Source organism: Streptomyces sp. NPDC058195 (genome assembly GCF_042883525.1).
Classification (GTDB): Bacteria; Actinomycetota; Actinomycetes; order Streptomycetales; family Streptomycetaceae; genus Streptomyces.
In genome coordinates this window covers 126,899-152,062 of record NZ_JBHVVM010000001.1, presented here as the reverse complement: position 1 = coordinate 152,062, position 25,164 = coordinate 126,899, and the positions used below count along the sequence as shown (strand labels likewise).

The 25,164-nt window shown below is 72.8% G+C and carries 23 protein-coding genes and 1 pseudogene; 20 read left to right on the top strand and 4 right to left on the bottom strand.

All coding sequences use genetic code 11. The features are described from left to right. Positions 1–55 precede the first annotated feature (55 nt). Complete coding sequence (locus tag ACFVWY_RS00700) at positions 56–991, bottom strand: alpha/beta fold hydrolase (protein WP_389865684.1); 936 nt, start codon at positions 989–991, stop codon at positions 56–58. Between the two features lie 156 nt (positions 992–1,147). Here ACFVWY_RS00700 and ACFVWY_RS00695 point away from each other — a divergent pair, with 156 nt between their 5' ends. Further along, positions 1,148–1,765, top strand: a complete 618-nt coding sequence (locus tag ACFVWY_RS00695) for a TetR/AcrR family transcriptional regulator (protein ID WP_389865682.1) — start codon at positions 1,148–1,150, stop codon at positions 1,763–1,765. On the opposite strand, the gene ACFVWY_RS00690 is transcribed toward ACFVWY_RS00695, so the two are convergent. Further along, positions 1,762–2,340, bottom strand: coding sequence for a hypothetical protein (locus ACFVWY_RS00690; RefSeq protein WP_389865679.1), 579 nt, complete (start codon positions 2,338–2,340; stop codon positions 1,762–1,764). The genes ACFVWY_RS00695 and ACFVWY_RS00690 overlap by 4 nt on opposite strands. A 326-nt stretch (positions 2,341–2,666) precedes the next feature. Here ACFVWY_RS00690 and ACFVWY_RS00685 point away from each other — a divergent pair, with 326 nt between their 5' ends. The 12 genes and pseudogenes from ACFVWY_RS00685 to ACFVWY_RS00630 all read left to right on the top strand — a co-directional run. Next, complete coding sequence (locus tag ACFVWY_RS00685; protein ID WP_389865677.1) at positions 2,667–3,944, top strand: ATP-binding protein; 1,278 nt, start codon at positions 2,667–2,669, stop codon at positions 3,942–3,944. Beyond that, entirely contained in the window at positions 3,941–4,363 is a 423-nt protein-coding gene (locus ACFVWY_RS00680; protein ID WP_389865674.1) for a roadblock/LC7 domain-containing protein, read from the top strand. Before ACFVWY_RS00685 ends, ACFVWY_RS00680 begins: the two co-directional genes overlap by 4 nt. Next, the gene (locus ACFVWY_RS00675) at positions 4,360–4,734 is read left to right on the top strand and encodes a DUF742 domain-containing protein (RefSeq protein WP_389865672.1); all 375 of its coding nucleotides are present in this window, start codon (positions 4,360–4,362) and stop codon (positions 4,732–4,734) included. The genes ACFVWY_RS00680 and ACFVWY_RS00675 overlap by 4 nt, the downstream gene beginning before the upstream one ends. Next, positions 4,709–5,299 carry an ATP/GTP-binding protein gene (locus tag ACFVWY_RS00670; RefSeq protein ID WP_389865670.1) on the top strand — a complete coding sequence of 197 codons (591 nt, stop codon included), beginning with the start codon at positions 4,709–4,711 and terminating at the stop codon, positions 5,297–5,299. Before ACFVWY_RS00675 ends, ACFVWY_RS00670 begins: the two co-directional genes overlap by 26 nt. 152 nt (positions 5,300–5,451) lie before the next feature. Beyond that, positions 5,452–6,849, top strand: coding sequence for a cytochrome P450 (locus ACFVWY_RS00665; protein ID WP_389865668.1), 1,398 nt, complete (start codon positions 5,452–5,454; stop codon positions 6,847–6,849). Between the two features lie 527 nt (positions 6,850–7,376). Beyond that, a complete protein-coding gene (locus tag ACFVWY_RS00660) occupies positions 7,377–8,507 on the top strand; it encodes a cytochrome P450 (protein WP_389866300.1) in 1,131 nt (376 codons plus the stop codon). Beyond that, entirely contained in the window at positions 8,504–9,295 is a 792-nt protein-coding gene (locus tag ACFVWY_RS00655) for an enoyl-CoA hydratase/isomerase family protein (RefSeq protein ID WP_389865666.1), read from the top strand. Before ACFVWY_RS00660 ends, ACFVWY_RS00655 begins: the two co-directional genes overlap by 4 nt. Positions 9,296–9,574: 279 nt before the next feature. Beyond that, positions 9,575–11,770: an MMPL family transporter gene (locus tag ACFVWY_RS00650; RefSeq protein WP_389865663.1), complete on the top strand. Its 2,196-nt coding sequence runs from the start codon at positions 9,575–9,577 to the stop codon at positions 11,768–11,770. Between the two features lie 92 nt (positions 11,771–11,862). Next, on the top strand, positions 11,863–13,161 hold the full coding sequence (locus tag ACFVWY_RS00645) for a sensor histidine kinase (RefSeq protein WP_389865661.1): 1,299 nt from the start codon (positions 11,863–11,865) through the stop codon (positions 13,159–13,161). Beyond that, positions 13,158–13,838, top strand: coding sequence for a response regulator (locus ACFVWY_RS00640; protein ID WP_389865659.1), 681 nt, complete (start codon positions 13,158–13,160; stop codon positions 13,836–13,838). The genes ACFVWY_RS00645 and ACFVWY_RS00640 overlap by 4 nt, the downstream gene beginning before the upstream one ends. 88 nt (positions 13,839–13,926) lie before the next feature. After that, positions 13,927–14,724: a VOC family protein gene (locus ACFVWY_RS00635; RefSeq protein ID WP_389865657.1), complete on the top strand. Its 798-nt coding sequence runs from the start codon at positions 13,927–13,929 to the stop codon at positions 14,722–14,724. Between the two features lie 5 nt (positions 14,725–14,729). After that, positions 14,730–15,365: pseudogene (locus ACFVWY_RS00630) on the top strand (phosphoribosyltransferase); the annotation flags it as partial. Positions 15,366–15,514: 149 nt separating this feature from the next. Here ACFVWY_RS00630 and ACFVWY_RS00625 read toward each other — a convergent pair. After that, complete coding sequence (locus ACFVWY_RS00625; protein WP_389865655.1) at positions 15,515–17,020, bottom strand: alpha/beta hydrolase; 1,506 nt, start codon at positions 17,018–17,020, stop codon at positions 15,515–15,517. A gap of 302 nt (positions 17,021–17,322) precedes the next feature. Here ACFVWY_RS00625 and crcB (ACFVWY_RS00620) point away from each other — a divergent pair, with 302 nt between their 5' ends. The 4 genes from crcB (ACFVWY_RS00620) (at position 17,323) to ACFVWY_RS00605 (ending at position 20,274) form a co-directional block, all read left to right on the top strand. After that, positions 17,323–17,736 carry a fluoride efflux transporter CrcB gene (gene crcB, locus ACFVWY_RS00620; protein WP_389865653.1) on the top strand — a complete coding sequence of 138 codons (414 nt, stop codon included), beginning with the start codon at positions 17,323–17,325 and terminating at the stop codon, positions 17,734–17,736. Continuing rightward, positions 17,733–18,191, top strand: coding sequence for a DUF190 domain-containing protein (locus ACFVWY_RS00615; protein ID WP_389865650.1), 459 nt, complete (start codon positions 17,733–17,735; stop codon positions 18,189–18,191). Before crcB (ACFVWY_RS00620) ends, ACFVWY_RS00615 begins: the two co-directional genes overlap by 4 nt. Continuing rightward, the gene (crcB, locus tag ACFVWY_RS00610) at positions 18,188–18,562 is read left to right on the top strand and encodes a fluoride efflux transporter CrcB (protein ID WP_389865647.1); all 375 of its coding nucleotides are present in this window, start codon (positions 18,188–18,190) and stop codon (positions 18,560–18,562) included. Before ACFVWY_RS00615 ends, crcB (ACFVWY_RS00610) begins: the two co-directional genes overlap by 4 nt. A 947-nt stretch (positions 18,563–19,509) precedes the next feature. Beyond that, entirely contained in the window at positions 19,510–20,274 is a 765-nt protein-coding gene (locus tag ACFVWY_RS00605) for an SDR family NAD(P)-dependent oxidoreductase (protein WP_389865645.1), read from the top strand. Between the two features lie 27 nt (positions 20,275–20,301). Here the strand turns inward: ACFVWY_RS00605 and ACFVWY_RS00600 are convergent, their stop codons facing one another. Beyond that, positions 20,302–21,738, bottom strand: coding sequence for a DEAD/DEAH box helicase (locus tag ACFVWY_RS00600; RefSeq protein ID WP_389865642.1), 1,437 nt, complete (start codon positions 21,736–21,738; stop codon positions 20,302–20,304). Positions 21,739–22,628: 890 nt separating this feature from the next. Between ACFVWY_RS00600 and ACFVWY_RS00595 the strand changes: the two genes are divergently transcribed. The 3 genes from ACFVWY_RS00595 (at position 22,629) to ACFVWY_RS00585 (ending at position 25,153) form a co-directional block, all read left to right on the top strand. Next, positions 22,629–23,114 (top strand): hypothetical protein, encoded by a 486-nt coding sequence (locus tag ACFVWY_RS00595; RefSeq protein ID WP_389865639.1) that lies wholly within the window; start codon positions 22,629–22,631, stop codon positions 23,112–23,114. Between the two features lie 6 nt (positions 23,115–23,120). Then, positions 23,121–23,765, top strand: a complete 645-nt coding sequence (locus ACFVWY_RS00590) for a toxin (RefSeq protein WP_389865638.1) — start codon at positions 23,121–23,123, stop codon at positions 23,763–23,765. Positions 23,766–23,863: 98 nt separating this feature from the next. Beyond that, a complete protein-coding gene (locus ACFVWY_RS00585; protein ID WP_389865635.1) occupies positions 23,864–25,153 on the top strand; it encodes an MAB_1171c family putative transporter in 1,290 nt (429 codons plus the stop codon). Positions 25,154–25,164: the final 11 nt, after the last annotated feature.

The window sequence follows — 25,164 nt, the reverse complement described above, 5'->3', positions numbered from 1 at the left end:
AATTCTTGATCACTCAGGGGGAGCGTACGGTGTTGGCCAAAACTTTGACGCGTAGTTATTGAACCGTGGTCTTCCTCTCTTCCTCGGCGGCGCGGAAGAAGGTGAGCATGCTCGCGTTGACCAGGTCGGGGTGGTCGATCTGGGGTCCGTGGCCGGTCGCGGCGATGATCTCGGCGCGGGCGCCGGGGATCAGACGGGGTACGCGCTCCAGCTGCCGCTGCGGGTGGACGAGCAGGCTGCGGCGTCCCATGACCAGGTAGAACGGCGTCCGGATGGTCGCCAGCTGACCGTCGGTCAGGGGGAGGGGCGCGGGGCGCCTGATGCGGAAGGCCCGTACGCCGGACTGGATCATCGCGCGCAGTTCCGGCACCACCAGGACCGGCTGCTCCAGCCAGGCGGCCAGCCGGGGGCGCAGCGCCTTCGGGGCGAAGGTGGCGAACAGGCTGGCGAAGATCCAGACGAAGAAGCGCAGCCCCACCTTCTCCAGCCCGCCCGGGTCCAGCGCGGTCACCGAGGCGAGCCGGCCGGGCCGGAGGTGGGCCTGGTTGATGACGAGCCAGCCGCCGTAGGAGGAGCCGGCCAGGTGGACCCGGTCCAGGCCCAGCGCGTCCAGGGTCTCGTCCATCCACCGGGCCGCGCGCTCGGGCTGCCACATGGGCTCCCGCTGCACGCTGCGGCCCGGGTCGCCGGGGGTGTCGAGGGCGTAGACGGGGCGTTCGGCGGCGAGCGCCCGGGTGTTGGGGTACCACTGCGCGGAGCAGCCGCCCGACCCGTGGATCAGGACGACCGGGGTGCGGGAGGCGGCGGCCGGGTCGTCGGGACCGTACCGGTAGACGTGCGTGGTGCCGAAGCTGGTCTCGACGTCCGTCTCGGCGACGGCCGGGGCGCCCAGTGCGTACACGGCGTCGCAGGCCGCGAAGTAGCGGTCGCGCAGCCTCTCGTTGACGTAGCGGCCGATGTCGCGGCGGGCGCGGGTGGTGGTCTCGGGCACAGCGGCACCTCCGGTGAGGTTCGTCGGGAAGGGGGGCCGGGACCACCCCCTCGCTTTGGTGATACGACCGTACCATTATGTTGGTACGGCGGTACCATGAAGGCGTCGGGCGGGGTGGAGTACGCGGCACGAGCGATGAGGTGGAGGCACGGGAGCATGCCGAAGCGTGTGGACCACGAGGAGCGGCGGGGCGAGATCGCCGAGGCGCTCGTCCGGGTCGCCGGGCGGCGCGGGCTGCACGCGGTCGGCATGCGCGACGTGGCGGCCGAGGCGGGGGTGTCGCTCCGGCTCGTGCAGTACTACTTCGGGACCAAGGAGAAGCTGCTGCTCTACGGGCTGCGCCATCTCACCGACCGGTTCTCCGCGCGGGTGGCCGAGCGCCTGAGGGCCCAGGGCCCGGACCCCGGTCCGCGGGCGACGGCCGAGGCGCTGCTGCTGACCTCGCTCCCGACCGATCCGGAGAGCCGTACCTTCCACCTCCTCTACACCTCGTACGCGGTGCTGTCCGTGACCGACGAGGCGCTGGCCGCCCAGCCGTTCACCGACCGGCCCGACGCCGCCGAGGACGCCCTGGCCGGGCTGGTGCGCGGGGCCCAGGACGCCGGGCTGGCCGATCCCGGCGTGGACGCGCGCACGGAGGCCATCGGCCTGCTCGCGATGGCGGCGGCCATGGGCACCAGCATCCTGGTCGGCCAGCGCGAGCCGGAGTCGGCCGTCGCGGTCCTGCGCCACCACCTGGACCGCGTCTTCGCGCCGCCGGAGGACCCGTCCTAGAGGACGGCGTACGGGCGCTCGCGCACCCGGTCGTAGATCGCGCGCAGCCACGGCAGGCGCACGGCGGGAAGCCGGGCCAGCGTGTACAGGAACACCTCCGCGCCGGGCCGGAACGGCCCCCAGGGGTGCGGGGGCGGCGGGTCGTCGCGGCAGACCTCGCGGGGCAGCCCGCCCGTCGCCGGGACGGACAGCCGGTCGTCGTGGAACGCCAGGTACGTCCAGACGTCGGCGGGCAGCGGGACGGGCTTCGCGGCGCCCGGCGGCTGCCAGGTCCCGCCCGTACGCGGGTGGACCGGGACCAGGGCGATACCGGGGGCCGGGCCGGGACCGGTCAGGCCGGGACCGGCCAGGACCGCGAACACGCCACGGGCCGCCGCGGCCTCTGCCCCGATCTCGTCCCAGGGCTTCCACGGAGGCCCCGAGGGCTCCGGGGCGACGGCGTACGTGCCCTGCTCCATGAGCGCGGGCAGCAGTTCGTGGCCGTAGCGCTGGTGAACGTGAACGGGCAGCGCGACCCGGGACAGCGCGGCGGTGAGCGCCGCGCCGCACCCCGCGCACACGAAGGTTTCGGCCATCCGCGCTCTCCTCCCCTTGCGCTCCGGATGCCCGGAGCCGTACCAAGGTGCGTCGCGCAGGGCCCGTGGGGTGGTTGTGAATATTCGCGTCGGGATCGCAACTGGCGTGTTGGTCTTGACAATTGCCGGACCGACCGATGTTAAGATCATCTTACTTCCAGTGGGCTGATGGCATATGGGGGCATTCCGGGAGGGATGAATTCCTCGGCTCCACATCCGGAGGGGCTTTCCCCGGGTGGCGCAAGGCGTGGCTGGACCGGCCCGGCAGGCGTGACCCGAAGGAGCGTCAAGCCGTATCCATAGCCATGGCACTTGAAGTGAGTCTCATGACATTTACACAGGGCCCTCTTTTCTGGGCGCTGGTTGTCGTCGCGTTGGTCGCCGTGGGTGCCGTTCTGCGGGCTCGTACGACCAACATCCGGCTGCGCAGACAGAACGCCGAACTGCACCAGCAGCGCGATCTGCTGCAAAGACAGCGGGACGAACTCCACGTCGCCCACACCGGCCTGACGCACCAGCACTCCGCCGAGCTCGCCGAGGTCCGCCGGGACGCGGAGGAGGAGACCAAGGCGGTCCTCAAGGCCGCCGTGCGTACCCTCCAGAGCCTCGCGGACGAGCAGCAGGTGGTCATCGAGAACGCCCAGCAGAAGTACGGCGACGACCCCGCGATCCTCGCCGACCTGATGGCGGTCGACCACGCCAACAGCCAGTTCGGGCGCCGGGCGCAGGGCATCGCGGTGCTGTGCGGCGGCTGGCTCGGGCGGCGCGAGACCGTCGCGTCCGTCTATGACGTGGCCCGCAGCGCCCAGGGCCGCATCCGGCACTTCGACCGGGTCCGGGTCAACGGGCAGGTGAACTTCTCGGTCGTCAGCCGGGCCGTGGAACCCGTCGCGGTGGTCCTCGCCGAGCTGCTGGCCAACGCCACCAACTACTCCGCCCCCGGCACGCCCGTGGAGATCAACATCCAGGCCGTGCCGACGGGTGTCTGCCTGATCGTCGACGACGCGGGTCTGGGCATGGGCCAGGAGGAGAAGGACCGCGCTGCGGCCCTGCTCGCTCCCCGGGCCGCGATCAGCGTCTCCAGCCTCGGCATCCCCCCGCAGTTCGGCTTCGCCGTGTCCGGGGTGCTGGCCGCCCGGTACGGCTTCAAGGTCTCGGTGGACTCGGTGTCCCCGTACGGAGGTGTGCGCGCGGTGGTGCTGCTGCCCGACGAGCTGCTGACCAACGATCTGCCCGCCCCGGCCGCCGTTCCGGCCCCTGCACCGGTCGCCGTCGAGCGGTACGACGCGGAGATCGCGGCGCTGCCCCGGCGCCACGCGCCCGCCCCCGTACCCGCCCCGGCCCCCGCGCCGGTGCCGCCGTCCCCGACCCCGCTGTTCCCCCCGGCCGCGCACTCCGGCGGCGCCCCGCAGCCCTTTGGCCCTCCCACCACCGCGGGCGGCCTGCCCAAGCGTCGTCGCAAGAGTCCGGTGTCGGTGGTGCCGCCGACCGAGGACGGGCCGGTGCGCAGCAATGAGGAGACCGCCTCCCGTCTGGGCGCGTTCCAGCGCGGAACGCGGTCCGGGCGAGACATGACGACGACGGAAGGACCCGAGTTCCAGTGAACCCCGATCTGTCCTGGGTACTCAACGATCTGCTCCAGGTACCCGGTGCGCGGCACGCGATCCTGGTCTCCGCCGACGGTCTGCTGCTGGCCAACTCCAGTGAGATCGGCCGGGACGACGCGGAGACCGTGGCGGCGGCGATGAGCTCCATGCAGTCGCTGAGCCGGGCCGTCGCGCCCTTCATCGGGGCCCAGGCCGCCCCGGGCCGCTGGCGGCAGACCCTGCTGGAGTACGACCACGGCTGGATCTTCCTGATCGCGGCCGGGACCGGCGCCTACCTGGCGGCGGCTGCCGCCGCCGACGTGGACATGGAGGCCATGTCCTTCCGGATGCAGCAGCAGGTCACCGCGCTGGGCAAGGCGATGACCACACCGCCGCGCCAGGACGCGGGGGTCGGCGCACCGGGAACCGGCATATGACGTCGCCAGGCGAGGAACGGGCGGTCAGCAGCGGCTTCGTTCGCTCGTACGTCGTCACCGGCGGGCGCAGCCTGCCCGACGCGGAGGGGCTCTCGCTGGTCACCCTGGTGACCATCGCGCCCGACCGGCAGCCGCCGCCGAACCCGAGCCCGGAGGTCCGGGCGATCTGGGAGCTGTGCTCGGGCGGCTATCTGTCGGTGGCCGAGGTGGCGGGCCATCTCGGCCAGCCGGTCGGGGTGGCGCGGCTGCTGCTGAACGATTTAGCGGAACAAGGTCACCTGATGCGCCGCAAGGCGCCCCCGCCGGCCCAGCTCGTTGACAGGAAGATCCTCGAAGAGGTGTTGCATGGACTCCACGTCCGGTTCGGCTGACAGCATCTACGTGTCGGACGCGGTGCGGCGTGCGGCGAAGATCCTCGTCGTCGGGCACTTCGCCGTGGGCAAGACCACGCTCATCGGCACCCTCTCCGAGATCACTCCGCTGCGCACCGAGGAGCGGATGACCCAGGCCGGGGCGCATCTCGACGACCTGCGGGGCGCGCCGGACAAGGTGACCACGACCGTGGCGCTGGACTTCGGCCGCCTGACCCTCAGCGACGAACTGGTGCTGTACCTGTTCGGGACGCCGGGGCAGCAGCGGTTCGTCGAGCTGTGGGAGGACATGGCGCGCGGTTCGCTGGGCGCCCTGCTCCTCGTCGACCCGGCCCGGCTCGCCGACACCTTCCCGGTGATCGACCTGGTCGAGACGTACGGGCTGGAGTACGCGGTCGCGGTCAACAGCTTCGACCCGGACAGCAGGCACGGCGAGGCGGAGCTGCGCGAGGCGCTCGACCTGCTGCCGGACACCCCGGTGGTGTACTGCGACGCCCGGGACGAGAAGTCGTCCGCGCAGGCCCTGATCACCCTGGTCCAGCACCTTCTGACCCGCGTGGACTGAGGGCTGTCGTCGCACACCCGCCAGGGATTAACGGGACAGCCCTTAGCCCGGCATGATCCGAACGAAAGGCTCCGGACCGCCAGGTCCCGGGGCCCGTTCTCCGTCCACCGTACGGGCCGCTTCCGGCCCGTGTTCACATCGAGGAATCACACATGGACTCGTCGCCGGGATCCACCCCGTACAGCGCCCCCAGCGGATGCCCGATGCGCGGTGAGCGGCAGACCTCGCTCTACGGGCCGGAGTTCGCCGCCGATCCGCAGCGTGTGTACGACACGTTCCGGGCGCACGGGCTCGCCGCACCGATCGAGCTGGCCCCCGGTGTGGAGGCCACCCTCATCGTGCAGCACGAGGCCGCGCTGCGGGTGCTGCAGAACCCGTCGTACTTCGCCCGTGACTCCCGGCGCTGGGCCGCGCTGCGGGAGGGCCGGATCGCGATGGACAGTCCGGTGCTGCCGATGATGATGTACCGGCCCAACTGCCTGTTCACGGACGGCACCGAGCACCTGCGGCTGCGCAAGGCGGTCACCGAGAGCCTGGCCCGGCTCAACACCACCCGGCTCAGCCGGGACGTGGAGCGGATCGCCGACTACCTCATCGACCAGTTCATCGAGCGCGGCAGCGCGGACCTGCTCGGCGACTACGCCAAGCTGCTGCCGCTCCTGCTGTTCAACCAGCTCTTCGGCTGCCCCGGCGACATCGGCGACCGGCTCACCCGCAGCATGTCCGCGATCTTCGACGGTGTGGACGTGCTCCGGGCCAACACCGAGCTGACCGAGTGCCTGATGGAGCTCGTCGCGCTCAAGCGGCGCCAGCCCGGCGAGGACATCACCTCCTGGCTGATCCAGCACCCGGCGGGGCTGCGGGACGAGGAGCTGAAGGACCAGCTCGTCATGCTGATGGGCGCGGGCGTGGAGCCGGAGCGCAATCTGATCGCCAACGCGCTGCTGCTGATGCTGTCCCACGAGACCGCCGCGCCGCAGCGCCGGGGCACCGGGATGCTCGTCGAGGACGCCATCGACGACGTGCTGTGGAACAACCCGCCGATCGCCAACTACGCGGCGCACTACCCGGTCCAGGACATCGACCTGGGCGGGGTGACGCTGAGGGCCGACGCCCCGGTCCTGATCAGCTTCGCCGCGGCGAACAGCGACCCGGCGCTCACCGACGCCCGCCAGACCCTGAGCAAGGGCGCCCACCTGGCCTGGGGCGCGGGTCCGCACGTCTGTCCGGCGAAGTCCCCGGCGCAGCTCATCGCGCTCACCGCGATCGAGAAGGTCCTCAATTCGGTGCCCGACCTCAGCCTCGCCGTGCCGCCCACCGCGGTGGAGTGGCGGCCGGGCCCCTTCCACCGGGCCCTGGTGTCGCTGCCGGTCCGCTTCACCCCGGCCCCGGCCCGCCGGTCGTCCGCGGTCCCGGCGGCGGCGTCCGCCACCCCGGTCCGGGAGGCCGGGCCGGAGCCGGTCGCGTCGGCCTCGTACGACCGGACGGCCGAGCAGCCGAAGAAGACCAAGGGCTGGTGGAGCTCCTTCCTGGACGTCTTCCGGGTGTGACGGACTGTCACCGAAAGAGCGTGGCGACCGTGCGGTGCCGCGCAAAGTAAGGCACTGATCGCGCGAAATCGGACATGAGACGCGCGGAATCGGGCGTAGATAGCGCGGAATCGGGCGCGAGACGCGAGAAACCAGGCTCGGGTGGCGCGGAACCGGAGCTGGTGCGGCTGGCCGATTCCGCGCTACGCGCAATCCTCTTAAATCGTCCTTGTCTGGATATCCCGCCCCCTTTTCCCTGTAACTGGAGTGATTCAAGAGACAGTTGATGCGCGTGTGAGTGATTGACAAGGGGTCAGATGGCACTTTCGTTGTGATACGACCAACAGCGAAGCGCGCTTGGGCGGCATATGCGGAGGGGTAGGTTCTGCCGGTAACCATGAGCCCAGGTCAAGGAACTCTGCGTGAGCGCTATACGTGGCACCGACAGTCACCCCGAAGACCGCCGTGCCCTCATCTCCCTCCTCAGACGTCTCAAATCGCCCGAAGGGCAGGCTGATCCCTACCCTCTGCTGGCCCGGTTGCGGGCCATGGGCGATGTCGTGCGCGCCCCCTGGGACGCGTACTTCGTGACGGGTTACGACACCTGCAGCGAGGTGCTGCGGGGCCGGAACTGGCTGGCACCCGACTTCGCCTGGCAGGAGCGCCAGGAGGACAGCGAGCGGTGGCAGGCCGTCGCCACCCAGGAGATGACCAAGACCCTCTCCCGGCTCAACGCCCCCGAGCACACCTGCCAGCGCCGCAGCCTCGGCAACCTCTTCGACCGGTCGACGATCGAGCGGCTGACCCCGCTGGTCGAGGAGCACGTCACCCGGCTCCTCGACGATCTGGCCGACAAACTGCGCTGGGGTGAGGCCGATTTCGTCAGCATCGTCAGCGAGCAGCTGCCGATCAGCACCATCGGCTCCTGGCTGGGGCTCCCGCCCGAGGACTACGCCCACATCCTGGAGATCACCCACAACCAGGTGCACGCCCAGGAGCTGCTGCCCACCAAGAGCCAGCTCGCCGTGTCCGCCGAGGCCACCGTGCAGCTGCGGGCCTACTTCACCGAGCTGGTGAAGGAGCGCCGCGCCCGCCCCGGCAACGATGTCCTGACCGGATGGATCCACTTCTGGGACGCCCGCGAGCCGGACCGCGCGACGGCGGACGAGATCCTCTACCGGCTCACCATGTTCGTCACCATCGCCTCGCTGGAGACCACGGCGACCCTGCTGTCGGCCATGGTGGAGCTCCTGCTGAAGGACCCGGGCCGCTGGGAGTGGCTGGCGGACAACCCGGGGCACATCGACGCCGCCGTCGACGAGGTGCTGCGCTACGACCCGCCGATCCACATCAACACCCGGGTCGCCGCCGAGGACACCGTGCTGGCGGGCGTGCCGATCGCCAAGGACAGCATGGTCCACGTGCTGTACGGGTCGGCCAACCACGATCCCCGGCGCAACGACGACCCGGACACCTTCGACATCCGGCGCAGGGCCACGCACCTCACCTTCGGCGGCGGGGTGCACTACTGTCTGGGCGCCGCCCTCGCCCGGCTGGAGGCCCGCACCCTCCTGACCCAGTTGCTGAAACGATTCCCCACCCTGCGTACCGTCGCCCCCGCCGACTACGCCTCCCGGCTCGTCTTCCGCCGGATCACCTCGCTGGGCGTGGCGGCATGACGCTCCCGCCGTACGCGCCGCCGCTTCCGCTGTACGCGCCCGCGCTGCGGCCGAGCACCCTGCGCGTCGAGCGCGAGGGCGCCGTGCTCCGTCTTGAGCTGAACTGCCCGGAGACCGGCAACGCCGTCACCGAGGCGATGCTGGACGATCTGCTGAGGGCGCTGGCCGTGCCCGACCCTGACGTCCGGGTGCTGGTGCTCAGCGGGGCCGGGGACGATTTCTGCCTGGGCGGCGACCGGGGCGAGTTCGCCGACTGGCTGGACGAGGACCCGGCCGGGCGCGGCATCCGGATCGCCGGTGAGAAGGCCCGCCGGGTGTGCGAGGCGATCTCCGCCAGCCACGCCGTCACCGTCGCCCGTGTCCAGGGCCGGGCGATCGGTGCCGGACTCGCCCTGGCCCTCGCCTGTGATCTGCGGGTGGGCGCCGACACCGCCGGATTCCGGTTGCCGGAGCTGGCGCTCGGGCTCCCCACCGCCTGGGGCGGCGTCCTGCCCCGGCTCATCCACGAGGTCGGCGCCGCCCGCGCCCGCGAGCTCATCCTCACCGGACGCGCCTTCGACGCCACCGAGGCGCACGAGCTGTCCGTCCTCCAGCGCGTCGTGCCCGAGAGCGAGCTGGACCAGGCGGTCACCGCCTGGACCAAGCCCCTCGTGCGCCGCCCCGAGGCCGCCCTGCGCGTCACCAAGGCCCTGCTCAACTCGTACGCCGCACCGACCCGGCTGGCCGACCCGTCGGTGCTGGACGCGGAGCTGATGGCCACCGTGGCGGCGGCGACCCGGCGCCGGTAGGACCCGGCGCCCGCACGGCTCCGGACGCGGTACGGCGTGCGGAGCCGCGCGGTCCGGTGCCGTGCGGGCCGGGCCGGATCGCGTACGGGCCGGTCCGGCGTACTGCACCAGCCGTAGGCACGACTGCCTGCAGCCGCACGACGACACGGCTCCCGTTCTCACGAAGGATCGAGGCATCCCTCCGGCCCCGCCGAGCCCCGGCGCGGTCCCGGCACGGCCGGAGCGCGGCACCACGCCGCAGCCCCTCCGCCCGATCCCGAGAAACCGGAGCGCCCTTTCGTGGCCACCTTCCTCTACCGGCTGGGCCGTCTGTCCTTCCGGAGGCGCCGACTCGTCGCCCTGCTCTGGGCCGTGCTCCTGGCCGCCTGCGCGTTCGCCGCGGTCAAGGCACCGACCGCCCCCGAGGACGCGTTCTCGATGCCCGGAACCCAGTCGCAGAAGGCGTTCGACCTGCTGGACCGGCGCTTCCCCGACGGCAACGCCGACGCCGCCGACGCCCGGATCGTCTTCGTCGCCCCCGAGGGCCAGAAGATCACCGCGGGCCCGAACCGGGAGGCCGTCGAACGCGTCGTCGCCACCGTGGCCGACGGCCCCCAGGTCCGGGCCGCCCTCGACCCGTTCGACCTGGCCGGGGCCGTCAGCGAGAACGGCACGACCGCGTACGCCACCGTCTCCTACACCGTAGGGAGTACCGAGCTCACCGACGCCGCCATCGGCACCCTGAAGAACGCCGCGAAGGACGGGCAGCGGGCCGGGCTGACCGTGGAACTCGGCGGCAGCGCCCTGGCCCCGGAGAGCGAGCTGGGCGGCGCCACCGAGGCCATCGGGCTGGCCGCCGCCGCGGTCGTCCTGCTCGTCACCTTCGGCTCGCTCGTCGCGGCGGGGCTCCCGCTGCTCACCGCGCTCGCCGGCACCGGCATCGGTGTCGCCTCGGTCGTGGCCGTCGGGATGTCCACCACGACCGTCACGCTCGCCCTGATGCTGGGGCTCGCGGTCGGCATCGACTACGCCCTGTTCATCGTCTCCCGCTACCGGACCGAGCACGCCGAGGGCCACAGCGCCGAGGAGGCCGCCGCCCGCGCCGTGGGCACGGCGGGCTCCGCCGTCGTCTTCGCCGGGCTCACCGTCGTCATCGCCCTGGCGGGCCTGTCGGTGGTCGGCATCCCCGTCCTCACGAAGATGGGCCTCGCCGCGGCGGGCACCGTCGTGGTCGCCGTCCTGGTCGCGCTGACCCTGCTGCCCGCCCTGCTCGGCCTCTGCCAGAAGGCCGTACTGCCGCGCGCCGCGCGCACGGACCGCCCGCGCAAGGACCGGCCGGGCCACGCCAGCCGTCCCGCCCTGGGCGTCCGCTGGGCCCGCGCGGTGGTCCGGCGCCCGCTCGCCGTCCTGGTCCTGGCCGTGCTCGGCCTCGGACTGATCTCCGTACCGGCGCTCGACCTGCGGCTCGGCATGCCGGGCGACGAGGCGCAGCCCACCTCCACCACCCAGCGCCGCGCGTACGACGCCCTGGCCGACGGCTTCGGCCCCGGCTTCAACGGACCGCTCACCGTCGTCGTCGACGCGAAGGACGCCGCGGCCCCGAAGGACGCCGCGGCACGGGCCGGGCAGCGGATCGCCGCCATCGGGGGCGTCACCGCCGTGACCCCCGCCGCCTTCAACGAGGCCGGTGACACCGCGGTGATCACCGTCGTCCCCGCCACCGGGCCGAGCTCCGGGGCCACCGCGGAGCTGGTCCACGACATTCGCCACGGGGCGCGCGGACTGGCCGCCGACACCGGCGCGACGATGCTCGTCACCGGCACCACGGCCGTCAACATCGACCTGGCGCAGAAGGTGAACGACGCCCTGCTGCCCTATCTCGCGCTCGTCGTCGGCCTGGCCTTCCTGCTCCTGATGATCGTCTTCCGCTCGCTGCTGGTCCCGCTCAAGGCCGCGCTCGGCTTCCTGCTGTCGGTGGCGGCGGCCTTCGGCACGATCGTCGCGGTCTTCCAGTGGGGCTGGCTGGCCGACGTCTTCGGCGTCGAGCAGACCGGGCCGGTGGTGAGCCTGATGCCGATCTTCCTGATCGGTGTGGTCTTCGGCCTGGCCATGGACTACGAGGTCTTCCTCGTGACCCGGATGCGGGAGGCGTACGTGCACGGGGAACGCCCTGGCGCGGCGATCGTCACCGGCTTCCGGCACAGCGCCCGGGTCGTCGGCGCCGCGGCGGTCATCATGATCGCGGTGTTCGCCGGGTTCATCGGGATGACCGATCCGATGATCAAGATGGTGGGCGTGGGCCTCGCCTCGGCCGTCTTCCTCGACGCCTTCGTGGTCCGGATGACGCTCGTCCCGGCCGTGCTCGCCCTGCTGGGCGACCGGGCGTGGTCGCTGCCCGGGTGGCTGGCGAAGGTCCTGCCCGAGGTGGATGTCGAGGGCGAGGCGCTGAACCGCACCGCCCCCCAGAAGCCCGCGGCCGAGCCCGTAGGCGTGTGAGCCCGGCCCGTGCGTGGAGGAGCCGGGCCGGGCGAACCGGGAGAATCTAAGAAAGCCGGGACGGACCGGACCGGAAGAGGGAGAGAGTCCGCATGTTCACCGAAGGGCGCCCGTGGCTCCGACGCCACCCGCGCACGGCCGGCGTGATGGTGGCGGTACTGCTGTGGGGTGTCGCGGTCTTCGCCAGCACCCTGGCCGACGGCCGGATCATCCGGGCGCCGAGGCCCGAGTTCGTGCTGGCCGCCCTGGTGCCCTCCGCCATCCTGCTGCTGGGCCACCGCCGTTACCCGCGGCTCACGGTGGTGGCGACCACGGTGATCGGCGGCGCTCTCGGCCTCATGGGCGGCTCCGGCTCCGGTGCCGCCTTCGACCCGAACACGAGCGTGGTGGGCGCCGCCCTGGTCGCCCTCTACCTGCTGGCCCAGCGCACCACCCTGCGTACGGCCGCGGTGTACACCGTCGGGACGACCGTGGCCCTGCTGCTGTTCTCCACCGGCTGGGGCCACACGGCGCTGCTCAGGACCGACCAGCTCGGCCTGGTCTCCTCCGTCCTGCTGGCGGGGGCCCTCGGCGAGCTGGTACGGAGCCGGCGCGACCATCTGGCGGCCGTGGAGGCGCGCGCCGAACTGGCCGAACGCACCCGTGAGGAGGAGGCCCGGCGACGGGTCGGCGAGGAGCGGACCCGGATCGCCCGCGAACTCCACGACATCGTGGCCCACCGCATCACCCTCGCCCACGCCCAGGCGGCGACCGCCGCGTACCTGCTGCGCAGCAAGCCCGACCAGGCGCAGCGGACCCTCGACCAGCTGGCGGGCACCACCTCCTCCGCGCTGCGCGAGATGAAGGCGACCGTGGGGCTGCTGCGCCGCGAGGGCGATCCGGAGACCCCGTTGGAGCCCGCGCCCGGACTGGACCGGCTGCCGGAGCTGATCGCCTCGTTCGAGCAGGCGGGCCTGGCGGTGTCGGTCCGGGTGGAGGGCGAGGCCCGGCCGCTGCCGCCGGGGGCCGACCTGACCGCGTACCGGGTCGTGCAGGAGGCGCTGACCAATGTCACCAAGCACGCGGGCGGCGCGAACGCCTCGGTCCGGCTCGTCTACGCGCACCGGGTGCTCACCCTGACGGTCTCCGACGACGGGCACGCGCCACCGGCCACCGGCACCCCGGGCTACGGCACCCCGGGCCACGGCACCCCGGGCTACGGTCTCATCGGCATGCGTGAACGGGCTCGCTCGGCGGGCGGGCGGCTGGCCGCCGGGCACCGGCCGGGCGGAGGCTTCGAGGTGTCCACGGAGCTTCCGCTGGAGGAGCCGGCCGGGCCGGAGGAACCGGCGGAGCGGGGCGGGCCGTTCCCCGGACCGTCCGGGGGAGACGACGAGAGGACGGCACGGTGACCATCAGAGTGCTGCTGGCCGACGACCAGGCGCTGCTGGCCGGTACGTTCAGGCTGCTGATCGAGTCGACCGACGACATGGAGGTCGTCGGCGTCGCGGCGGACGGCCGACAGGCCGTGGAGCAGGCCCGCGCCACCGTCCCGGACGTGGTCGTGATGGACATCCGGATGCCGGGTACGGACGGTCTCGCGGCCACCGAGGAGATCTGCCGCGACGAGACGCTGCGGAGCACCCGCATCCTCATCCTCACCACCTTCGAGATCGACGAGTACGTGGCCCGCGCCGTGCGCGGGGGCGCCAGCGGCTTCCTCGGCAAGGACGTCGGCCCCCAGGAGCTGCTGGACGCCATCCGGACGGTGGCGGCGGGCGACATGCTGCTGTCGCCCGCCGCCACCCGGTCCCTGATCACCCGCTACCTCGCCCGCCCGGAGGGCCGGGTCGCCGCCCCCAAGTCCCTGGACGTCCTGACCGCCCGCGAGCGCGAGGTGATGGCGCAGGCCGCCGAGGGGCTGTCGAACGACGAGATCGCCGCGCTGATGCACGTCAGCCCGCTGACCGTGCGCACGCACATCGGGCGCGCGATGTCGAAGCTGGGCGCCCGGCACCGCGCCCAGCTGGTCGCCATCGCCTACCAGTCGGGCCTGGTCCGGGTGGACCCGCCGCAGAACCGGGGATAGCGCCCCGCCCCGCTCGGCGCGCGGGACGGCGGGGTGCTGGCTAGCGTGAGGAGCCGGACCACCCCACCGAGCGGGAAGGAGTCAGGCCATGGCCGCACTACCGGAGGGCACGCCCTGCTGGGCCGACGCGATGTTCGCCGACCTGGACGGGGCGAAGAGCTTCTACGGCGATGTGCTGGGCTGGACGTTCGGCGAGTCCTCGGCGGAGTTCGGCGACTACACGCAGGCCTACGCCGACGGCAAGGCGGTCGCCGCGGTGATGCCTCCGATGCCCGGCCAGGAGGCGCCCTCGGCCTGGTGCCTGTACCTGGCCTCCGAGAACGCCGCCGCCACCGCCGGGAAGATCCGGGACAACGGCGGCGAGACCCTGATGGACCCGATGCGGGTCGGCGACTTCGGCACGATGCTGATGGCCCGCGATCCCGGCGGCGTCACCTTCGGGGTGTGGCAGGCGGGCACCCACGAGGGCTTCGGCGCGCGCGGGGTGCCCGGCGCGTTCTGCTGGGCCGAGGTCTTCACCCGGGAGCCCGCGAAGGCCGACGCCTTCTTCCCGGCCGTCTTCCCGTACTCCCTGCGCGAGATGCAGGACGAGCACATCGACTTCCGGCTCTTCAACCTCGGCGACGAGACCGTCATGGGGCGGATGAAGATGGGGGACGAATTCCCGCCCGAGGTCCCGGCGCACATGAACGTGTACTTCACCGTCGCCGACTGCGACGCGGCCGTCGCCAGGGCCACCGAGCGCGGCGGCGTGCTCCGCTTCGGCCCGGTGAGCATGCCGTTCGGCCGCTTCGCCGCGCTGACCGATCCGCAGGGCGCCGCGTTCTCCGTCATCGACGTGCACACCACCGAGGGCGACGTGCCCACGACCGTCCCGGCCTCCTGACCGCCGTGCTGTTCGTCGACCGCGCCGACGCGGGACAGCAGCTGGCCGAGGCACTGCGCCGCCTGGAGCGGGAGAACCCGGTCGTGCTGGGCCTTCCGCGCGGCGGCGTTCCGGTGGCCTTCGAGGTGGCGCAGACCCTCGGTGCCGAGCTGGATGTGATCGTCGTCCGCAAGCTCGGGGTGCCGCACCACGAGGAGGTGGCGTTCGGCGCGCTGGGCGAAGGCGGGGTACGCGTCGTCAACGAGGACGTCGCCACTGCGCTGCGGGCCGGACGGCAGGACCTCGCGGCGGTCGAACGCGTCGAGCAGGCCGAGCTGGCCCGCCGGGCCCGGGTGTACCGGGCGGGCCGGGCCCGGATTCCGCTCGCCGGCCGGACGGTGATCGTCGTGGACGACGGCGTCGCGACCGGCGCCACCGCCGAGGCCGCCTGCCGGGTGGTACGGGCCCAGCGCCCGGCCCTGCTGGTGGCGGCCGTACCGGTCGCGCCGCCGGAGGCGCTCGTACGGCTGCGCCGGGTCGCGGACCAGGTGGTGTGCCTGTCGGTGCCCCGGATGTTCCACGCGGTCGGCGAGTGGTACCGGGACTTCTCGCAGACCCCCGACGACGAGGTGATCTCCCTCCTGACCCGGTCCCGCAACGACGGCCACCCGACACCGGGCTGCGACTGACGTGGCGGCCGGGCGGCCCGGCGGCCATCCGGCCATTCGGCCACGTAGTCACACGGCCGTCCGGCCACGTAGTCACACGGCCGTCCGGCCACGTAGTCACACGGCCGTCCGGCCGGGCGCGGTCAGTCCGTGCAGAGGATGTCCCGCTCCGGCCGCTGGCCCGTCGTCAGGAAGGCGGTGACGGCGCGGTCGCCGCAGGCGTTCCCGTTGTCCAGGTACATGCCGTGGCCGCCCTGGTCCACCGTGACCATACGGGCCCGTTCGCCGAGGGCCGCGCGCATCCTCAGGGCGCCGGAGTAGGGGGTCTCCGGGTCGCGCAGGCCCTGGATCAGCAGGATGTTGGACGGACCCTCGCCGGTGATCCTGGCCGGCTCCTCAGCGGGGGCGTCCTTCCAGAAGGAGCACGCGGTGACGTTCACCGGCGCCCCGGCGGTCAGCGGGTGCGCCACGCGGTCGGCGGCGACGGCCCGCCGGTGTGCGGCGACGGTGCCCCGCCAGCGCACGTCGTTGCAGACCACGCCCATCGCGACCGCCGCGTCCGCGTCCGGCAGCGGCCCGCTCAGCGCACCGGGCAGGACCGGCTTCGCCGTGGCGTCCCCGGCGGCCCGGACCAGCGCCGCGAACCCGGCGAAGGAGCCGTCGGAGGGCATCGCCATCTGGAGCGCCTGGAGCAGCCGGCTGCCGGTCAGCGGAACACCCGGGGTGGTGGTCTCCTTCGGCTCGCGGTCCAGCCTCGCCGCCAGCGCCAGGACCAGCGGCCGTACGTCCTGTTCCCGCTGGGCGAGCCGCAGCCCCTCCGCGTCCCGGGCCGGGGCGGAGGCCCAGCGCGCGAAGTCCGGGAAGCGGTCGTCCACGCCCACCGACATGTTGGCCAGCCAGCCCTGCGCGACCCGCGCCGGGTCCGGGTCGCCGTTGCTGTCCAGCACCCAGCGGTCCGTGTGCCGCGGGTACTTCTGCGCGTACACCGCTCCCACGTAGGTGCCGTACGAGCGGCCCCACGCCGAGAGCTTCTCCTCGCCGAGGGCCTGCCGGAAGAGGTCGATGTCCCGTACCTCGTTGGCCGTGGTGAGGCTCCGCAGCAGGGCGCCGCCGTTACGGGCACAGGTCTCGGCGACGCGCCGGGCCCGGGTCACGTTCTCGGTGACCGAGCCGTCGGGGCCGGGCCAGGACCGGATGTTCACCAGCTCCCGGTCCTCCGGTCCGAGGCCGCAGGCCGCCTTCGTGCTGCCGCCGACCCCGCGCGGATCGAGGCCGACGATGTCGTACCGCCCGCCCGTCGCCCGTTGCAGGGCCCTGCCCGTCTGCGTCACCTGCCGCACCCCGGAGCCACCCGGGCCGCCCGCGATCACCAGGAGCGTCCCGCGCCGTTCGTCCGGCCGGTCGCTGCGGACCCGGGTCACGGCGAGGGAGAGCCGCGGCCCGTCCGGGGCCCGGTAGTCCTGCGGTACGGCCAGCTCGGCGCACTCCTGCCCGGCGGGCCCGCCCTCCTGGGCGCAGGACCGCCAGGAGAGCGCGGGTACGGACCCGGTGGAGGCGGCGGCTCCCGGCGGCGCGGCCCCGGTGAGCACGGCGGCGGTGACGGTGGTGGACAGGGCGACGAACGCGGCGGTCTTTCGGTAACTCCTCATGATCCAAGCCTGGTTGGGCGTGACGCGCCACTCCATCCGGCAGGCACGCCGAACCGGTGTGGGGCTGTCCCCCGCGTGTCCCCCTAAGGGTCCGTCGGCTCCCGCGGGCGGGCGCACGCCCCGGGACACGAGCCTTTGGCCGGCTCCCGCGGGCGGGGCGGGAATCACGGTGTGTGCCGAGAGGTGTGTGACAGGTGAGCGTCGGGAAGGCCGCGACGACCGCGAGCGGAGGAGGACGTGGCCCGTACCGCCCGCTCCACGGCGCTAGCCTGGTGTTTGTAGCAGGCAGGAGATCTGTGTTCATGGGAGCAGCCCCGAATCCGCAAGGCCCTGTTGTCGCGGTGGTCGCGCTCGGCGGGGTGATCGGCGCGTGTGCCCGGTACGGGGCGTCGTCGCTCTGGCCCACCGCCCCGGTCGGCTTCCCGTGGACGACGCTGCTCGTGAACGTCACCGGATGCGCGGTGATCGGCGTGTTCATGGTGGTGCTCAGCGAAGCGTGGTCGGCGCACCGGCTGGTCAGGCCGTTCTTCGGGACCGGGATTCTTGGCGGGTTCACCACCTTCTCCACGTACGCGGTGGACATCCAGCGTCTCGTCGAGGGCGGGCAGGTCCGTATGGGCCTGGAGTACCTGGGGCTGACCCTGCTCGCGGCGCTCGCCGCGGTATGGGGTGCGGTGTGGGCGACCCGCCGCGTACTGGCCTGGAGGCAGCCATGATGTCAGCGGTCCCGCAGACGGACCAGACGGACCAGACGGACCAGACGGACCAGACGGAACGGGCCCTGCGCCTGACGGTCCTCGTCGGTGAGTCCGACGGATGGCACCACCGGCCGGTCTTCACCGAGATCGTGCACCGCGCCCACCGGGCGGGTCTCTCGGGCGCCAGTGTGTTCCGTGGGATCGAGGGCTTCGGCGCCTCCTCGATGATCCACACCCAGCGGTTGCTCTCGCTGAGCGAGGACCTGCCGGTCGCGGTCGTGATCATCGACAGCGAGGAGCGGATACGCGCCTTCCTGCCGCTCATCGAGGAACTGGTGGGGACCGGCGGACTGGTCGTCCTGGAAGAGTGCCGGATCGTCCGCTTCGGAGCCGGAGCCGGAGCCGGAGCCGGAGCCGGGGACGGGGACGGAGCCGGGGACGGCAGCAGCGGTGAGGGGGAGCGGAGCCGGTGAACTGGCTGCTGGTGATCATCGGGGCCGCGGTCGGGGCGCCGCTGCGCTATCTGACCGACCGGGCGGTGCAGTCCCGGCACGACAGCGTCTTCCCGTGGGGGACGTTCACGGTCAACGTGTCGGGTTCGCTGATCCTGGGCCTGCTGACCGGCGCGGTGGCGGCCGGTGCGGCCTCCTCGCACCTGCAGCTGCTGATCGGTACGGGGCTGTGCGGGGCGCTCAGCACGTACTCGACGTTCAGCTACGAGACGCTGCGGCTGGCGGAGGACGGGGCCCGGTCGTACGCCGTCGCCAATGTCGTCGGGAGCGTGGTGGCGGGGCTGGGCGCGGCGTTCGCGGGCATCGAGCTGGCGCGGGTCCTCTGGGCGTAGCGCCTCGGAGCGGTCGGCGTCCCCTGCCACCGCAATGCGAGACGATGGCAGGGGAACGCCGTTGAGGAGGAGCCGTCTGCGAGCGCCGGGCGATTCAACCCGTGGTGCGCCGAAACGGTCCGTCAGGCGCCGACGCTAGGCAACCGCGCGCGCCCCGCACCCGCCACCACGCCGCGCCCCGGCCCGGCGCCACCCCAACGGCGGCCCTTCGGCACCCCCGGTCGGCGTCCCTCCCCGGTCAGCGGCTCCTGGGGAAGGCGGTACGCGGCGCGGCACCCCGGGTGAGGGGGCGACGCGGGCGACGGGCCGCACGCGGAGCGTCCGCGCCGCGGCGTACCGGAGCGGGCGGACGCCCGGGACCAGACCGACGCCGACGATCGCGACCGGCATGGCCCCGGCGAGGGCGTTCGGACGTCCGACGGCCTTCCGGGACCGCTGGAGGCCAGGACCCGGGCCGCCGCCTGCCGCTCTCCGACGGCACACTGGAGATCGTCGGCCCGCCGGTCGGCCTGGCCCGAGCGAGGAGGGCGGTGCCCTGCGATGCGTCGTAGCCGAGGACCGCTGCCCGCCGCCCGCCGCCCGCTGCGCGTGTCCGAGGCCGACCGGTTCATCGCCGCCCCGGAGCGCGTCGCGGACGGCGGGAGCGCCATGGACCCGGCCGTCCTCGCCGGACTCCTGGCGGGCCACGCGCCCGACCGGCGGCGGGAACGGCTTGTCGGCCGGGAGCACTCCGCGCTGGCCTTCCTGGCCGGGGCACTGTCCTGCCAGGCCGTCGCCCGTCGGCTCGTCCTCAGCGACAGCGCCGTCCGTACGTACACGACCTCCCGGTCCGGCGAGCCCGGCAGCACCGGTGAACCACGACACCAGCCGCCGGGTCCGCGCCGTCCTCGCCCATCTGAAAGCCTCCTGACCTCGCCCCGCCCGTGGGCCGACCGAAAGGACCTCCCGTGCCGGACAGCAGCACCCCCGACTCCCCGCGCCCCGTCACCCTCGTCACCGGCGGCAGCCGGGGCATCGGCGCCGCGACCTGCATCCGCCTCGCCTCGGAGGGGCACGACCTCGCACTGGGCTACGTACGCGACGCGGAGGCCGCCGAGCGGACGGCGGCGGCGGTGCGGTCCGCCGGGGCGCGCTGCGTCACCGTGCGGGCGGACACCGCCGAAGAGGCCGATGTGGAACGGCTCTTCGACACCGTGGCCGAACGGCTCGGACCCCTCACCGGGCTGGTCAACAACGCGGGGGTGACCGGCCCGCTCGGGCGGCTCGCCGACACCTCCGCCGAGACCCTGCGCCGGGTCGTGGACGTGAACCTGCTCGGCTACCTGTTCTGCTGCCGCCGGGCCGCGAAGGACCTGGCGGCGGGCGGGGGCGGCGCCATCGTCAACCTGTCCTCGGTCGCCGCCACACTGGGCAGCCCGGGGGACTTCGTTCATTACGCGGCCACGAAGGCGGCGACGGACGCGCTGACGGTCGGGCTCTCCAAGGAGCTGGGGCCGGACGGCATCCGGGTCAACGCGGTCGCCCCGGGCATGATCGACACCGAGATGCACGCCATGGCGGGCGACCCCGACCGCGCTCTGACGGCCCTCCCCACCATCCCGCTCGGCCGGGTCGGCGCCGCCCCGGAGATCGCCGCCGCGATCAGCTGGCTCCTGTCGGCCGAGGCGTCGTACGTGACCGGTGCGGTGCTGCGGGTCTCGGGCGGGCGGTAACGGCCCGGCTCCCGGAGCGGGCGCCGCTCAGCCGCCCCGGTTGGTGCGGCGCTGCTTCGCCGCGGCGCGCGCCTGAGCCGTGGGCAGGTCCGGGCGGCGCGAACGTCCCGGCTTGGAGGGACGGCTGCCCAGGCCCCGGAACGGCGTGCTGCCACCGCTGCCACCGGTTCGCTCCCGCGTGGGGGCGGCGCCCTCGGCCGGTACGCCGGAGGGCTTGCGCGCCCCGGTGATCCGGCTCAGCTCGGCATCCCCGGGGTGGACCCGGGTGGTCTGCGGGGTGATCCCGGCCTCGGCCATCAGCCGGACCGTCTCGCGGCGTTCGGCCGGGAGGACCAGGGTGACGACGGTGCCGGACGCCCCGGCGCGCGCGGTGCGCCCGCCCCGGTGCAGATAGTCCTTGTGGTCGTTCGGCGGATCGACGTTGACGACCAGGTCCAGCTCGTCGACGTGGAGGCCGCGTGCCGCGACGTCCGTGGCGACCAGCGCCGTGACCTGCCCGGTCCTGAACTGGTCGAGCGTACGGGTGCGCTCCTGCTGGGACTTGCCGCCGTGCAGCGCGGCGGCCCGTACGCCGCTTCCGAGCAGATGGGCGGTGAACCGGTCCGCGGCGTGCTTGGTGTGCAGGAACAGGATCACCCGGCCGTCGCGGGCCGCGATCTGCGTCGCCGTCGCGTACTTGTCGGCGGGCCGGACCAGGAGCAGGTGGTGCTCCATCGTCGCCACCGCGCCCGCCACCGGGTCCGCCGAGTGGACCACCGGGTCGTGCAGATAGCGGCGTACGAGCTGGTCGACGTCGTCGTCCAGGGTCGCGGAGAACAGCAGCCGCTGGCCCTGCGGCCGTACCAGGTCGAGCACTTCGGTGACCTGCGGCAGGAATCCCATGTCGGCCATCCGGTCGGCCTCGTCCAGGACGGTGACGGCCACCCGGTCCAGCCGGCAGCTCCGGCGCCCGACGAGGTCCCGGAGCCGGCCCGGCGTGGCGACGACGACCTCGGCGCCCTCGCGCAGCGCGGCGGCCTGCGGTGCCGCGGGCACCCCGCCGAACAGCGTGGCCAGCCGCAGCCGCAGCGCTCGGGCGTACGGGGTGAGCGCCTCGGTGACCTGCTGGGCCAGCTCCCGGGTGGGCACCAGGATCAGGGCCAGCGGGCGACGGGACTCGGCCCGGCTGCCCGCGGTGCGTGCCAGCACGGCGAGGCCGAAGGCGAGCGTTTTGCCGGAGCCGGTCCGGCCCCGCCCCAGAATGTCGCGTCCCGCCAGGGCGTTCGGCAGGGTGGCCGCCTGGATCGGGAACGGAGTGGTGATGCCCTCGGCGGCGAGCACCGGCAGCAGCGCGGCGGGCAGCGGAAGTTCGGCGAAGTCCGTGACGGTGTCCTGGACGGAATTCCCGGAACGCTGTCCGGATGCGCCGGAGTCCGGGGAATTACGGTCGTTGGAATGCGTGGTGAGGTCGCGGTCGCGGTCCATGGAGGAACCCTTCCTGCAAGGGGTCGGGGGCGGCTCGGGCGAACCGTCCGGAGCCGCCTGGTCCCGGGCGACCAGCCCCGCACCCCACAGCGAACCGCGAATCGGCCCCCTGAAGAATAACACGTGATAATTCCGTCGCGAATAGCGTTCGATCGGCGTGAAGAATGCGCGGGAGATCTCCGTAATGCTTTGGGAAATCGACTGGGAATCGACTGGGAATCGCCTGGAAAGCGTCGGGAAGGCGCCGGAAAAGTGTCAGGGAAGGTGAGAGGCGAAAGGGGAGGGAAGGTGGGATGGAAAGCGGAAGGAAAACTGGAAGGGAAACCGGAAGGGAAGGCGGAAGGAGAGGTGCTCGAAAGGCCGCCGCGGGATGCGCCTGGAAATTCCTTCGAGGGTGGCGCGGGTGGAAGGGAGTGGCATCCCGTCCCGGTGGTCCGGGAGGGGAATCCCTTGCCCCGGCGCACGGTCCCGGCCGCCCGCCCTCGCCGCACCTCCGTGCGCCCACCTTCGGGCGCGCCGCGCCGGACGCCAGTTGATGATGGCCTGACCAGCGGTCATAATGCAGGTGTAGCCCTTCACGCATCCCCCGTCGTGAAGGGCTACACCTATGCCCGCGCACCGAGGTCCGGCCCACCTGTGTGCGTAATGCACCTTTTGTCCGTAGTGAATTCGCGCACGGCTCGTTTTCACGGGCAGGGGACTCCCCTCGTGGTCCCCTGCCCGTGTTTTTTCGAGTTAACAGTGACGTTGCGTGTTTGCGCAAGTCCGTTCCCGTACCGCCTACCGCTTCGGGTACGCCGCGTCAGTGTTCGTTACAGTACGAGTCCGTTGGCCGAATCGATGACCGCGAACACCGATCGGACGGAAGCGGCGGATACGTGGGGGGCCCGATGGACAGCGCCGAGGAACGCGCACCGGAGCTGCGGACCTTGCAGCAGAAGGTCGAGTACATGGTGGAGAAGACCTTCCCCGGCCAGAAGATCTCGGGCCGCTTCTTCGCCGACCTCGTCAAGGAACGCGGCGGCTCGCTCTCGCACAGCTACTTCTCCAACATCCTGGCGGGCAAGGTCACTCAGCCCTCCGAGGACATCCTGAAGGCACTCGGTCTGGGCTTCGGTGTGGACTGGCGGTTCTTCAAGGAGGAGTCCGAGGTCGTCGACGACGTCGTGGCCGGGCTCCAGTTCCTCGCGATGCGGCGGACCGGGGAAATCAGCGGGGTGGCGGGACGCGGCCTCGATGAGGACGGACTCCCCCCGGAACTGCTGCAGTTCGCGCTCTCCCTGCTGGAGGAGTCCAAGGGTCAGCCCCCGGGCCGCTCCGCGCCTCAGCCGGGAGCGTCGGACGGCGGCGGTACGCCCGGCGAGCCGGAGGCGTAGCCCTCCATGTCATTGCGCCAACTAAGAAAGGAGTGCGAGGCCGGGCTGGCCGACCTGCCCATACCCGCACCCTTCTCCATCGACGCGCTGGTGGCGAACATGGAGGCGGCCCGGGGCCGCACCATCGTGCTGCACGAGATGCCCGACCGGCTGGCCCGGGTCAACGCCGCCTGCGGGCTGCGCCTGAAGACCGGCGGGACCAGCTTCGTGCTCTACCGCCGTCGGCCGACCGCGTACCAGACCCAGCACGTGATCCTGCACGAGCTGTGCCACGAGTGGTTCGACCACGGCACCTCGCTCGATCCGGAACAGCTCCGCCGTCTGCTCCCGGTCTTCGACACCTCGCTGATCAGCCGGGTCCTGGGCACCGGCCCCGCGCCCTCCCCCACCCCCTCTCCCTCCCCGTCGGCGCCCTCCGCCCCGCAGCCGCCCGCGGTGGCCGATCTCGCCGACGCGATCCGGTCGGGGGACGGAACCGTGCAGGCCCGCGCGCAGTACGACACCCACGACGAGCGGATGGCCGAGCTCGGCGCCTCGCTCATCCCCCGTCTGGCCCTGGACGTGACGAGCGACGACATGGTGGGGCGGCTGGCCAACTCCCTCTCCCGCCCGGTCGCCAACCGCCGCCGCGGCCTGTTCCGCCGGGACTGACCCCCGTCCCGTTCCCCCCGCCCCCGTTCCCTCCGCCCCCTGTCTCCTGCCTCCTGTCCCGTTCCCCGTCCTGTTCCCCCACCCCCAAGGACCCCGCCGTGACCCCGCTCGACCTCGCCGGCTACCTCATAGCCGTCCTGATGACGGCCGTCGCCCTGTGGCGCATGCCCTCGGCCCTGTGGGGCGACGAAGAAGACAAGCGCCGCCGGGCCCTCTGGGGCTGTTACGCGGGCTTCGCCGCCGCCCTGTGGACCAAGACCCGGGCCGTGCGCATCGCGCTCAACGACAGCGCCGTCACCGACCTCGCCGTACTGATCAAGCACTACACGGCGACGATCGCGATCCTGGCGATCCTCAGCTACATCGTGGCGATCTACGGCCGCTACCCGGACGCCGGGGCCGTACCGCGCCACGTCCGGTTCGCCCGCGCCATCCAGCAGGTGGCGGCCAAGGCGTCGATCGCCACCCTGATCCTGCTCACGGTGCTGTTCTTCACCGTCGTCGACCGCTCCGTCCCCTCGGACCGGTTCGTCTCCGACCACGCCGGGCAGTGGGGCGCCACGCTGTACATGAGCGTGTTCTACCTCTACCTCGGCGCCGCCTCCGCCGTCTGCGCGTACCAGTGGGCGCTGGCCACCGCCGGGGCCGGGATGCGCCATCTGCGCGTCGGCCTCGGGATGATGACGTTCGCCATGGTCATCGGCGTCGGCTACACCGTCAGCCGGACGCTGTTCCTGTGGGTCAGTGTCATCGACACCCCGAGCGAGTCCTTCGCGCTCCGCTTCGACGAGGTCACCGAGGCCGCCCAGCTGGTGCTGTTCGCCTTCTTCGCCGTGGGCGCCTCGATCCCGGCCCTCAGCAGGGGGCGGCGGCGCGCGAAGCTCTGGCGTGCCCAGGTCCAACTGCACGGGCTGTGGCGTGAGTTGATGGTCGCCTTCCCCGAGCAGCCCTTCGACCCGCCGGCCTCGCTGCCCCGCGAGATCACCCGCTTCGGCACCCCCGCCGACCTGCGCGTCGACCGCTGGGCCGCCGATATCGCGGACGCGGTGGAGAAGCTGCGCCACTACGTGCCCGACACCCTGCTGCCCGCCGCGAAGGCCGCCGCGGCGGCGGACGGCGTCACGGAGCCGGACCGGGCGGGGCCGCTCACCGAGGCGTACTGGATCAAGGCGGCGCTCACCGCCCGGAACAACGGCGCCCCCGCCACCACCGCGGCGGCCGTGGAGGCCCAGCACGCCACCGACCAGGACGGCGAGGTGACCTGGCTGGTCCAGGTGGCCGCCGCGTACCGGACGGTCGCCCAGGACCGGGCGGCACAGGTGCTGGCCGACGCCACACCAGCCCCGGCCACCCCCTCCGCCCCGGCCATCCCTGAGGAGACCGCGTGACCCCCGCCGAC